General features: G+C 68.1%; 9 protein-coding genes and 1 riboswitch. Of the genes, 5 read left to right on the forward strand and 4 right to left on the reverse strand.

Annotated elements, in window-relative coordinates:
- Positions 1-28: 28 nt before the first annotated feature.
- On the forward strand, positions 29-3,829 hold the full coding sequence (locus tag C8K38_RS16330) for a multifunctional oxoglutarate decarboxylase/oxoglutarate dehydrogenase thiamine pyrophosphate-binding subunit/dihydrolipoyllysine-residue succinyltransferase subunit (RefSeq protein WP_097212490.1): 3,801 nt from the start codon (positions 29-31) through the stop codon (positions 3,827-3,829).
- 22 nt (positions 3,830-3,851) lie between these two features.
- On the forward strand, positions 3,852-4,553 hold the full coding sequence (locus C8K38_RS16335) for an AAA family ATPase (protein ID WP_097212612.1): 702 nt from the start codon (positions 3,852-3,854) through the stop codon (positions 4,551-4,553).
- On the opposite strand, the gene C8K38_RS27740 is transcribed toward C8K38_RS16335, so the two are convergent.
- A complete protein-coding gene (locus tag C8K38_RS27740) occupies positions 4,512-5,531 on the reverse strand; it encodes a hypothetical protein (protein ID WP_257017535.1) in 1,020 nt (339 codons plus the stop codon). The two genes, C8K38_RS16335 and C8K38_RS27740, sit on opposite strands and share 42 nt — an antisense overlap.
- 112 nt (positions 5,532-5,643) lie before the next feature.
- Positions 5,644-6,252, reverse strand: coding sequence for a TetR/AcrR family transcriptional regulator (locus C8K38_RS16345; protein ID WP_097212613.1), 609 nt, complete (start codon positions 6,250-6,252; stop codon positions 5,644-5,646).
- Between the two features lie 71 nt (positions 6,253-6,323).
- On the opposite strand from C8K38_RS16345, the gene C8K38_RS16350 reads away from it, so the two are divergent.
- The 3 genes from C8K38_RS16350 to C8K38_RS16360 are packed head-to-tail and all read left to right on the forward strand — an operon-like array spanning position 6,324 to position 9,668.
- Entirely contained in the window at positions 6,324-7,934 is a 1,611-nt protein-coding gene (locus C8K38_RS16350) for a flavin-containing monooxygenase (protein WP_097212491.1), read from the forward strand.
- The gene (locus C8K38_RS16355) at positions 7,931-8,761 is read left to right on the forward strand and encodes an SDR family NAD(P)-dependent oxidoreductase (RefSeq protein ID WP_097212492.1); all 831 of its coding nucleotides are present in this window, start codon (positions 7,931-7,933) and stop codon (positions 8,759-8,761) included. Before C8K38_RS16350 ends, C8K38_RS16355 begins: the two co-directional genes overlap by 4 nt.
- 7 nt (positions 8,762-8,768) lie before the next feature.
- Positions 8,769-9,668: an alpha/beta hydrolase gene (locus C8K38_RS16360; RefSeq protein WP_373560266.1), complete on the forward strand. Its 900-nt coding sequence runs from the start codon at positions 8,769-8,771 to the stop codon at positions 9,666-9,668.
- Positions 9,669-9,755: 87 nt separating this feature from the next.
- On the opposite strand, the gene C8K38_RS16365 is transcribed toward C8K38_RS16360, so the two are convergent.
- A complete protein-coding gene (locus C8K38_RS16365) occupies positions 9,756-11,693 on the reverse strand; it encodes a vWA domain-containing protein (RefSeq protein ID WP_097212493.1) in 1,938 nt (645 codons plus the stop codon).
- Between the two features lie 154 nt (positions 11,694-11,847).
- Complete coding sequence (locus C8K38_RS16370; RefSeq protein WP_108168840.1) at positions 11,848-12,426, reverse strand: glycine betaine ABC transporter substrate-binding protein; 579 nt, start codon at positions 12,424-12,426, stop codon at positions 11,848-11,850.
- 90 nt (positions 12,427-12,516) lie between these two features.
- Positions 12,517-12,607: riboswitch (SAM riboswitch) on the forward strand.
- The last annotated feature ends 1 nt before the right edge of the window (position 12,608 follow it).

The raw sequence follows: 12,608 nt of genomic DNA on the forward strand, positions 1-12,608 counted from the left end.
CAAGAGAGAAACGAGGCGAACACCTGCCGTGAGCAGCAGTTCTACGTCACAATTCGGACAGAACCAGTGGCTGGTCGACGAGATGTACCAGAGGTTCCAAAAGGACCCGGCATCAGTCGACGCGAGTTGGCACGAATTCCTCACCGATTACACGCCAGATGCTTCCGGAGCCGGCAACGGCGTGAGCAGCCCCGCTGTTCCCGCGGCGCCCGCCCCGACGAACGGCACCGCCGCACCCGCAGCGACGAACGGCACGCCGCCCGCCCCGGCCGCCGCCGCACCGCCTGCCGCCGCACCCCCTGCCCCCGCCCCGGCAGCCCCGGCGCCTGCCCCCGCAGCAGCCACACCGGCAGCAGCGCCCGCGCCCGCAGCCCCGGCCCCCGCTGCCAAGCCCGCGGCCGCGGCCCCGGCTCCCGCAGCCAAGCCCGCGCCCGCAGCCCCGGCTGCCAGCACCGACGAGTCCAAGGTCCTGCGTGGCGCCGCGGCCTCGCTCGCGCGCAACATGTCCGCCTCGCTCGCGATCCCGACCGCCACCAGCGTGCGCGCCATCCCGGCGAAGCTGATGTTCGACAACCGCGTCGTCATCAACAACCACCTCGCCCGGACCCGCGGCGGCAAGATCTCGTTCACCCACCTGCTGGGCTACGCCATCGTCCAGGCCGTCAAGGCCTTCCCGAACATGAACCGGCATTTCGCCGAGGTCGACGGCAAGCCGAACGCGATCACCCCCGCGCACACCAACCTCGGTCTTGCCATCGACCTGCCCGGTAAGGACGGCAGCCGCTCGCTGGTCGTCGCCGCCATCAAGGGCACCGAGTCGATGAACTTCGCCCAGTTCCACGGCGCGTACGAGGACATCGTCCGCCGCGCCCGTGACGGCAAGCTCACCGCGGAGGACTTCGCCGGCGTCACCATCTCGCTCACCAACCCCGGCACCATCGGCACCGTGCACTCCGTGCCGCGCCTGATGCAGGGCCAGGGCGCCATCATCGGCGCGGGTGCGATGGAGTACCCGGCCGAGTTCCAGGGCGCCAGCAACGAGAAGATCGCCGAGATGGGCGTCGGCAAGCTCATGACGCTGACCTCGACCTACGATCACCGCATCATTCAGGGCGCGGAGTCCGGCGACTTCCTGCGGACCATCCACAACCTGCTGATCAGCGACGACTTCTACGACGAGCTGTTCCACGCGCTGCACATCCCGTACGAGCCGGTGCGGTGGCGCCAGGACATCTCCGCGACGGACATCGACAAGAGCACCCGTGTTCTCGAGCTGATCGCGGCGTACCGCAACCGCGGACACCTGATGGCGGACACCGATCCGCTGCAGTTCGTCAAGGACAAGTTCCGCAGCCACCCCGACCTCGACGTCACCACCCACGGCCTGACGCTGTGGGACCTCGACCGCCAGTTCAACGTCGGCGGCTTCCACGGCAAGCAGCGGATGAAGCTGCGCGACGTGCTGTCGATCCTGCGGGACGCGTACTGCAGGCACATCGGCGTCGAGTACACGCACATCCTCGACCCCAAGCAGCAGCAGTGGCTGCAGGAGCGCGTCGAGGCCAAGCACGTCAAGCCGACCGTCGCTCAGCAGAAGTACATCCTGAGCAAGCTCAACGCCGCCGAGGCCTTCGAGACCTTCCTCCAGACCAAGTACGTCGGCCAGAAGCGGTTCTCGCTCGAGGGCGCCGAGTCGGTCATCCCGATGATGGACGCCGTCATCGACCAGAGCGCCGAGCACGAGCTCGACGAGGTCGTCATCGGCATGCCGCACCGCGGTCGCCTCAACGTGCTCGCCAACATCGTCGGCAAGCCGTACTCGAAGATCTTCACCGAGTTCGAGGGCAACATGAACCCGGCGGCCGCACACGGCTCCGGCGACGTGAAGTACCACCTCGGCGCCGAGGGCACCTACATCCAGATGTTCGGCGACAACGACATCAAGGTCTCGCTCACCGCGAACCCGTCGCACCTCGAGGCCGTCGACCCGGTCCTCGAGGGTCTCGTCCGCGCCAAGCAGGACATCCTCGACAAGGGCGAGGAAGGCTTCACCGTGCTGCCGCTGATGCTGCACGGCGACGCCGCCTTCGCCGGTCAGGGCGTGGTCGCGGAGACGCTGAACCTGTCGCTTCTGCGCGGCTACCGCACCGGTGGCACCGTGCACATCGTCGTCAACAACCAGGTCGGCTTCACCACCGCCCCGGAGCACTCGCGCTCCTCGGAGTACTGCACCGACGTCGCGAAGATGATCGCCGCACCGGTCTTCCACGTGAACGGCGACGACCCCGAGGCCTGTGTCTGGGTCGCGCAGCTCGCCGTGGACTACCGCGAGGAGTTCGGCAAGGACGTCGTCATCGACATGATCTGCTACCGCCGCCGCGGCCACAACGAGGGCGACGACCCGTCGATGACGCAGCCGGCGATGTACGACCTGATCGACACCAAGCGCAGCGTCCGCAAGAGCTACACCGAGGCCCTGATCGGCCGTGGCGACATCTCGCTCAAGGAAGCGGAAGACGCGCTGCGTGACTACCAGGGTCAGCTGGAGCGGGTGTTCAACGAGGTCCGCGAGCTGGAGAAGTTCAAGCCGGAGCCGTCGGAGTCGGTCGAGCTCGACCAGACCCCGCCCGCCCGCCTGACCACCGCCGTCGAGCCGGCCGTCCTCGAGCGGATCGGCGACGCGTTCGTCAACGTGCCCGAGGGCTTCACGGTGCACCCGCGCGTCAAGCCGGTCATCGAGAAGCGCCAGGAGATGTCGCGCGACGGCAAGATCGACTGGGCGTACGCGGAGCTGCTGGCGTTCGGTTCGCTGGTCGAGCAGGGCGCGCTGGTGCGCCTGACCGGTCAGGACTCGCGCCGCGGCACGTTCACCCAGCGCCATTCGGTGCTCATCGACCGCAAGACCGGCGGCGAGTACAACCCGATCTCCGCGATCGCGGCGAACGCGGGCAACGGCGGCAAGTTCATGGTCTACGACTCGGCACTGACCGAGTACGCGGGTGTGGGCTTCGAGTACGGCTACTCGGTGGGCAACCCCGACGCGCTGGTGCTGTGGGAGGCGCAGTTCGGCGACTTCGTCAACGGCGCCCAGACGATCATCGACGAGTTCATCTCCTCCGGTGAGGCCAAGTGGGGCCAGCTCTCCGACGTCGTGCTGCTGCTGCCGCACGGCCACGAGGGCCAGGGCCCGGACCACACGTCCGGCCGCATCGAGCGCTTCCTCCAGCTGTGCGCGGAGGGCTCGATGACCGTGGCGGTGCCGTCCACCCCGGCGTCGTACTTCCACCTGCTGCGTCGTCACCACCTCGACGGCATCCGGCGTCCGCTGGTGGTCTTCACCCCGAAGTCGATGCTGCGCAACAAGGCCGCGGTCAGCGATCTCGCGGACTTCACCACCGGCAAGTTCCGCTCGGTGTTCGAGGAGCCGGAGTACGAGACCGGTGGTGGCGAGCGCGACAAGGTCAAGCGCGTGCTGCTGGTCAGCGGAAAGCTGTACTGGGAGCTGCTGGCCCGCAAGCAGAAGGACAACCGCGAGGACATCGCGATCGTGCGGATCGAGCAGCTGTACCCGCTGCCGAGCCGGCGCCTGCGCGAGACCCTCGACCGGTACCCGAACGCGACCGAGTTCCGTTGGGTCCAGGAGGAACCAGCGAACCAGGGTGCCTGGCCGCTGTTCGGCCTGGCGCTGCCGGAGCTGATCCCCGACAAGCTGACCGGCATCAAGCGGATCTCTCGCCGCGCCATGTCGGCCCCGTCCTCAGGCTCGAGCAAGGTGCACGCCGTCGAGCAGCAGGAGATCATCGACGAGGCGTTCAAGCCGATCGCATAGCTTGACCGCACCCGATTTGCCACTGAGCCGGGTCGAATTCACTCGCAGGAGCGGATTCGACCCGGCTTCGTGGTATCTCGACCTGCCCTCGATCGGCGAACTGTGCAGGGACGGACTCGATTTCACCAGCCCGGTGACGGTCGTCGTTGGCGAGAACGGTGTCGGCAAGTCGACCTTGGTCGAGGCCGTCGCCGGCGCCTGGCAGAACGGATTCCGCGGCGCCCAGGACCGGCTGTGGTCGGCGGGCGGCAGCGCCGAGGACACGGACCTGCCCCGTCATCTCACCTGCATCGGGGCGCAGCCCAGGCCATACGGCGGCTGCTTCCTACGGGCCGAGTCCATGCACTCGCTCTTCGACCGGGCCGACACCGATCGCGTCCGGGACACCGATCAGGGGCTCAACGAACTCTCCCACGGCCAGTCGTTCCTGCGCTACGTGGCGGACCGGCCGATCGGTGTCGGCCTGTGGATCCTGGACGAGCCGGAGGCCGCGCTCTCGTTCCAGTCCTGCCTGGCGCTGCTCGGGGTGATCAAGGACCTGGCGGCCGAGGGCTCCCAGGTGATCATGGCGACCCACTCCCCCGTGCTCGCCGCCTGTCCCGGCGCCGAGATCTGGGAGCTGACCGAGGACGGCATCGAGCACCCGCGGTGGGACGAGCTCGACCTGGTCCGGAACTGGCGCTCATTCCTGGACGGCCCCGACCGGTTCCTGCGGCACCTGTAGCGGCTGCGCCGCCCGTGCGCGAGTCGTTCCCCTACCGGGGTGAAACGCGCGCACGGCAGCGACCCCGAACACCGTGGCTGCGATCAGGGCGCCGCCCGCCGCGAGGGTGAGCGCGTCGGGGTCGGTGAGCGGCTGTCCCCGCAGCGCCTGCCACGACAGCAGCGCCAGCAGGCCCGTGTAGCCACCGGCGAGCACCCCCATCACCGCGGCCCGTGTGCCCTCCTCCCGGAGCCACGCGACGCGCGGGGCGAGCGCAGCCAGCACAACCGCGGCCAGCAGCAGGACCTGCAGCGCGTGCAGCCCGACGAAGTGAGGGATGCGCAGGTCCCCACCGGTGGTGCTCCAGTTGGTGATCGGCATGCCGGGTCGGTCGTCGGTAGCTCCGACGGTGTGCCTGGCGCCGAGCTCGACCATGCGACCGTTCGCGTCGCGCGCCGTTTGATCGCCCTGGAAGCCCACCATGTACGCGATCGCCATTCCGGCCAGCGCGAGCCACAGCCCGGCCTTGATGGCCCTGGTGGTCGGGCGGTCGGCCAGCCGCTGCCGCAGCAGGATCACGGCAATCACGAGGTTGGCGGCGAACAGCCCCAGCACGCCGAACCCGAAGATCGTCTGCCCCACCGAGTTGACGATGTCGTCGGAATTGTTGAAATGGCTGAAGGTTCCGCGTGCCGCCTGGACCGCGATGAAAGCGACATCGGTGAGGCCGGCCACCGCGAAGACGAGAGCCAGCAGGCGCGTCCAGCGACTCCCCCGGTGCGGCAGGTTCAGCAGCCACGCCAGGGTCGCGCCGTAGAGCGCGAAGGCGATCGCGAACTTGAACGGTTTCACCCAGACCGACACCCCCAGCAGTGTGCGGTCGTCGACCACCATGCCGACGGCGCAGGCGAACGCGAGCAACATCATCGCGGTGACCATCACCATGAGGGGCCGCTGCCGGGCGAACAGGGAGCGAACCTGCGATCCGAGGGTGTCCATGCACCGACGGTATGGACGCGGACCCGATCGGCGCGTCCCGCTGCGGAGTGAGATCGGATCCCATACCCAGGTATGAGGGCACGTCGCGGATCTCCCGGGCGAGATCTGCCCGTCACGCGCCCAGCAACGCCGCCGCCTCCGAGCTCAGCGCCACCGCGGGCAGGGCGGTGACGATCAGGTCGATCAGTTCCTCGCGGGCGATCTCGGGATCCTTGAGCCAGCTGATCGTGGCCTCCTCGACGAACGCGATCCAGCCACGGACCGCGAGGGTGATCCTGGGTCCCGGTTCGATGCCCAGCTTCGGCAGCTGCAGGGTGATCCGTTCCGCCATGATCGCCCGGGTCCGCTCGAACTCGTCGCGCATCTCGGGGTCCCCGCTCGCGGTGCCGCGGAGCAGCGAGACGTAGGTGTTCCGGTTCTCCGAGACGTAGTCGACATAAGAGGTGATCGCGGACCTCAGGATCTCGAGCGGCTCCAGGCTGAGGTCTGGTTCGGTGTGGGCGAGCATCTCGACGTTGGTGTGGCGCACGATGGCGAGATGGAATTCGCGCTTGGACGCGAAGTAGTGGAAGAGCAGTCCGCGGGAGACGCCGGCCTGGTCCGCGATCTCCTCGACCGAGACCTGCTCGAGGGGTCGCTCCGCGAGCATGCGCGCGCCCAGGTCGATGAGCTGAGCGCGCCTCTCCTCCGGGCTGAGCCGGGTGCGCTTGGTGACCGCCATGACCATCAGCTTACTGAATTTTTGTCAATAAGCTATTGACTGCGACTCAACAAGCCCCTACTGTGTGGTACATGAGTCTTCCAGTTACAGACACCGCCGTGAAGCCGGGTGGAGCTCCGCGACACGTCGACACGCTGATCATCGGCAGTGGCTTCGCGGGCCTCGGCGCCGCGATCAAGCTGGTACAAGAGGGCAAGCGGGACTTCGTCGTCCTCGAGCGCGGCAGTGAGGTGGGCGGCACCTGGCGCGACAACACCTACCCCGGCGCGGCCTGCGACGTCCCGTCGCATCTGTACTCATACTCCTTCGCGCTGAATCCGACCTGGACCCGGTCGTTCTCCAAGCAGCAGGAGATCCAGAACTACATCAGCACCGTCGCTCGCAAGTACAACGTGCTCGACAAGCACGTCTTCGACTGCGACGTGCAGGAGGCGCGCTGGAACGACGTCAGCGCCCGCTGGGAGGTACAGACCTCGCAGGGCGCCTTCACCGCCAAGATCGTGATCTCGGCCGTCGGCGCGCTGTGCGAGCCGTCGCTGCCGGACATCAAGGGCATCGACGGCTTCGAGGGCGAGATCTTCCACTCCGCACGCTGGAACCACGACGCCGACCTGGCGGGCAAGCGCATCGCCGTGATCGGCACCGGCGCCTCCGCCATCCAGATCGTCCCCCAGCTCGCCGCGAAGGCCGGCCGGCTCGACGTCTACCAGCGCACCGCGCCGTGGGTCCTGCCCCGCGCGGACCGCGAGTACACCACGCTCGAGAAGCTCGCGTTCAAGTACGTGCCCGGGTTCCAGAAGCTCTCCCGCACCGGCATCTACTGGATGCGCGAGACCCAGGTCGTCGGCCTGGCCAAGGCCCCGATCTTCATGAAGCCGCTGCAGTTCGCTGCCGAGCGCCACCTGCGCATGCAGATCAAGGACCGGGACCTGCGCGAGAAGGTCACCCCGAACTTCCAGATCGGCTGCAAGCGCATGCTGATCTCCAACAACTACTACCCCGCACTGACCCAGCCGAACGTCGACCTGGTCACCGACGGGATTTCGGAGGTCACGGCCAACGGCATCGTCGACCGCAACGGCGCCACCCGCGAGGTCGACGCGATCGTGGTGGCCACCGGCTTCCACGTGACCGACTCCCCCACCTTCGCAGGCATCATCGGCAAGGACGGCCGCTCCGCCGCGGAGGTCTTCGAGGCCAGCGGGCAGCAGGGCTACAAGGGATCGGCGATCGCCAACTTCCCCAACATGTTCTTCCTCGTCGGCCCGAACACCGGCCTTGGCCACACCTCGATGGTCTTCATGATCGAGTCGCAGCTCAACTACGTCATCGACGCGATCAACACCATCGAGCGCAACGGCATCGGGACCATCGAGGTCCGCCAGGACGTGCAGGACGCCTACAACAAGGACCTGCAGGACAAGCTCGCGCGCAGCGTCTGGAACAACGGCGGCTGCGCCAGCTGGTACCTCGACAAGCACGGCAACAACACCACGCTGTGGCCGGGCTTCACCTTCCAGTTCCGCAACACGACAAAGAAGTTCGACCTCGCTGCGTACCGCAGCGTGGCCACCAAGGACCTGCCCGCGATCACCGGCGACGAGATCGCCGCCGAAATCGAACGCGGGACGGCATCCACTGTCGGCACCGCCGACGACGATGAGAAGGTTGTTGCACAGTGAGCGATTTCGCAGGCAAGGTCGTCGTCATCACCGGAGCGGGATCCGGCATCGGTCGCGCGCTCGCGCTGAACCTGGCCAAGAAGGGTGCGCGGCTCGCCCTCTCCGACTTCGACAGCGTCGGTCTGGCCGAGACCGTGCGCCAGGTTGAGGCGCTCGGCGCCGAGGTCAGGTCCGATCACCTGGACGTGACCCAGCGCGAGGCCGTGCTGCAGTACGCCGAGACGATCGCGGCTCACTTCGGCAAGGTCAACCAGATCTACAACAACGCGGGTATCGCGTACCACGGCGAGTTCGAGAAGTCCGAGTTCAAGGACATCGAGAAGATCATGGACGTGGACTTCTGGGGAGTCGTCAACGGCACCAAGGCATTCCTGCCGCACCTGCTCGCCTCCGGCGACGGTCACGTGGTGAACGTCTCCAGCCTGTTCGGCCTGCTCTCGATGCCCGGCCAGTCCGCATACAACTCCGCGAAGTTCGCGGTTCGCGGCTTCACCGAGTCGCTGCGGCAGGAGATGCTGATCGCCAAGCACCCGGTCAAGGTGACCTGTGTGCACCCCGGCGGCATCAAGACCGCCATCGCCCGCAACGCGACCGCCGGGCCAGGGGAGGACCTCGCCGCCTTCTCCGAGTTCTTCGACAAGAAGCTCGCGCGCACCACGCCCGAGCAGGCCGCGAAGGTCATCGTGAACGGCGTGCAGAAGGGCAAGGCGCGGGTGCTGATCGGCGCCGACGCCAAGTTCCTCGATGCCTGGGTCCGCCTGGTCGGCTCGAGCTACCAGCGTGTGGTCGCCGAGATCGCCGGCCGCGTGATGCCGAAGGGGAAGTAGCCCAGTGGTGTTCCTGCCCCGACCGCTGGTCGCCGCCAACCTCGGCGCGTTCTACCGGGTGGCGCTGCACGCGAAGATGCCGGTACCCGCGGCGCGCGCGCTGCTCGACGCCGGATCCCCGCTGCAGCGGCTCCCGCGCGACACCGTCGTGCGCGAGCTGACCCTGGCAGGCCGCAGGGCCGAGCGCATCACGGTCGGCGCCAGCGAGCGCCGCACCGCCGTGCTGTACCTGCACGGCGGCGGCTACACCCTCGGATCGCCCGCCACCCACCGGTCGCTCGCCGCGTACCTGGCACGGGAGTCCGAATCCGCGGTGTACCTGCTCGACTACCGTCTCGCCCCGGAGAATCCGTACCCGGCCGGGCTGGAGGACGCGGTCGACGCGTACCTCGAGCTGCTGGTCGAGCACGGGTACACCGCCGATCAGGTTGCCATCGCAGGGGATTCGGCGGGCGGCGGACTGTCGCTGGCCACCGCGCGGCGCCTGATCGACGCGCACGACGTGCACCCGGCGGCCCTCGGATTGATCGCGCCCTGGGTCGACCCCGGCGCCCGCGACGCCCCGAAGGATCGCGATCTCGTGGTCAACACGGCGTGGTCGTTCGTCGCGGCCGAGGCGTACCTCGACGGGGGCGACCCGACCGACCCGGGCTTCGCGCCGCTGCATGCCGACATGGAAGGCCTGCCGCCGACCATCGTGCACGTCGGCACCTCCGAGGTGCTGTACCCACAGGTGGTGGAACTGGTGGGCAAGCTGCGCGCCGCCGACGTCACGGTTCGGTTCACCGAGTACCCGAAGCTGTGGCACGTCGCGCATCTGCAGGCGTCGATCCTGCGGGAGGCCAACGACGCCGTGCGCGAGCTCGGCGGCTTCCTACGCGAGGCGCTCGAACGCACCAGGGTCTAGCTCACGCATCGAACGGGTGGTTACCGGGACGATTGCCGAGACGCGAACCCGGTAACCGCCCGTTCGTGCGTCACCGCCGCCAGCCGTCTACCTTCGGCGCCTGCGCACGGCGACCCAGCCGATGAGCGTGCCGCACAACACGACTCCGGCCACCGCCACGGCGATCACGGCGGTCGACGAACTCGAGTCCGAGGTGCCTGCCCCGCCCGCCGCCTCGACCACCACGGTGTCGGCAGCAGGACCGCCGGTGGGCGGGGCGTTCACAGCCTGCGTCGTCGCGTTCTCGCCGAAGATCCCGTTCGCAACCCCGGACGAATACGAGGGACCCTCCTCAACCTTCCCCCCGACAGTCAGGTCCAGCCGGATCGGCACCGGACGCTTCTCGCCCTCCGCCGCAGTCGAGCCCACCTTGACCGCGATGTAATACGACCCGGCCACGGCTTCCTTGCGGGTGTCCAGGACATCGGATGTGCGGTTGTTGTAGCGGATCGGCACCGTGGCGAATGCCCCGTTCGACGGCAGCATCCGGTCGGTGCCGGTGTACGACCCGGTATCCAGGTCGATCTCCTCGCGGACCGGGGAGTACACGGCGGTCTGGATGTTGGAGATGTTCTCCACGCCTCGGCCGCCGTTCTCCCCGTAGTGCACCCGATACGCGAGCCCCTGCCCCCAATCCAGCGGAACCCGGTAAAACACGAACTCGCCGGGCTGCAGGGTGTCGGTGTACCGACCACTGCCGTCGAGCTCGGTGGCCACATTGAAGGACCCGCCGCCGACGACCGGGGTACCCGGACCGGCCTGCTCGGTAGAGGCGATCGGCGGAGCCACGGCGATCGGCCCGGGATCGGTTGCGGCGGGCTCGATGCCGATGAGCAGTTCGATCGGCAGCCGTTCCGGCACACCGTGGGACACCGTGGCCCAGGTCGGCGCGAAGTAGTAACGCCCGCCGCCCCTGCACTTGTCGGCACCGCTGCCGTCGTCCGCGCGCTTCTCGGTCGCCCCGTCGAAGGTCTCGGCCACCGTCAGTGCCGCGCCATCGCTCGAACTCGTCACCTGTTCGAACACGAACTCGTTGCAGTCTCGGCCGTCCCTGCCGTAAACCCGCAGGTTGAGAACATTCATGTCCTCGGTGCTCGAGATGTCGGGCAGGCGGGGAAAGGAGATCGTGCCGCTGAAATAGGCGGTGGCCCCGTCGGGAACATCGACCGCGTAGTAGCGCGTCTCCTTCTGGCCCATGGTGTCGAGGTATTGACCGGGCTTCGCCACCGGGGCGGTCTCGTACGTGGGCGTTCCGGCGATCGGTGCCCCGGCCGCCGTGTAGTTGCGCAGCGCAGCGGCCGTTACCCGTGGCAGCGTCCGCTCCAGCGCGGGTCCGTCGGCGGCGTCGGTGTAGGTGCCGCCGGTGGCCTGCGCCATGCAGGTGAGCTGGGCGCGGGCCTTTCCGTCCACCGCGAAGCCGATCGCGTGCATCACCAGGTCGACGCCTCGCTGTTTCAACTCCCTGGCGACCTCACACGGATCCGGTGGGGAACAGGTGTCGTCGCCATCGGAGACGAGCACGATCGAGCGCGGTCCCGAGTCCGGGAGGGCGGCGGCCGCCTGGCGCATTGCGGTGCCCATCGGCGTCCACCCGCTGGCCTTGATTCCGTCGACCGCATTGGTCAACGCGGCACGGTCAAGGGTGTCGGGCTTGTGCAGCACCTGCACGTCACGACATCCTGCGGACTTGTCCGCCTCGGTGTTGCCTGTGCCGGTGCCGTACACCGTCAGTCCTACCTTCGATTCGGCAGGCGCGGCGCCGACAAAGGTGCGGACGGCGTTCTTCGCGGCGTCCATCATCGTGCCCGCCGGATCGGGACGTTGCATGGATCCGGACGCGTCGAGAATGAGCATGGTCGGCGCATACTGCGGAGCCGACTCGGAGCTCGCCTGCGCTTGGACAGGTGGTGCGGCAATCGAAAGGCCGATCAAGGCCAGCGCCAGCCCTGCGATCAGCTTGGTCGGTAACTCGGCAATCCTCGGCATTGGCCCCCGCCTGCTTTGTGTGCTCTGCTGCATCGGGGTTCGACATTACAGACGCGATTCGGGCGGCCACATTGCCCACCGATCACCGACAGAGCCGATCCGCCTGGTTGCCGGATCCGCTTCCGCGGCAGCTCACTACGTGCAGGGGATCCTCTCAGCGAGCCGCCCGCCATTCGTCCGCGGCCTGCTCGGGGGTGAGCTCGCCTACGCGAACCCGCTCCGCCATCGACGCCAGGTCGTCCGAGGTCAGCTCGCCCGCAACGACGTTGAGCGCCTTGACCTGATCCTCGGTGAGCACGCCGTTGCGCATGAGGGGCACCACGTTCTCCGCGGGTGCCGAATCATCGGCCTCCAGCTCCGCCTCGCTGTAGTCGGAGACCGAGAGCCCCTCCGGCAGAGACCTGTTCAGCTCCTCGAAGACCTCATCGGGATCGGTGAGCGCCGAGTCCGGCTGGAAGTAGTGCAGGAGCTGCCCGGTGAAGTCCGGCACCAGCGTGATGTCCGCCGCCCCGAGTCCCTCCACGTACTCCGCCCTGGTCTCCGGTGAACCCACCTCGACAGGGGATCCGGTGCCACGCAGGATCCCCGCGTAGATCTCCGCGACGACCTGTGACTCCGCGCTCTCCCCGGATCCGACGGTGATCGCCGCCGGTGCCTGCGTCTGGTCGAGCCGGGAATTGTCCACCGTGCATCCGGCGAGCGCGCACACAACGGCCGCGGACATCGCTGTCATCGCGGCCTTCCTCCACCGAGCCGTCATGGCGCGCCACGCTCCCTCTCCTCACCCAGCGAATGTCCTCCCTATCGTTACACTCGGTGGCCAGCACCATCTCGAGCGGCCGAGAGATCCGGCTTGTCGACGCCGCAGCAACCAGTCCGAAGGGGACGGGTGCTACCGCCGGAACCGATGGAAGG

Origin of the sequence: Rhodococcus sp. OK611, assembly GCF_003050885.1 — a bacterium.
Classification (GTDB): Bacteria; Actinomycetota; Actinomycetes; order Mycobacteriales; family Mycobacteriaceae; genus Rhodococcus_G; species Rhodococcus_G oryzae.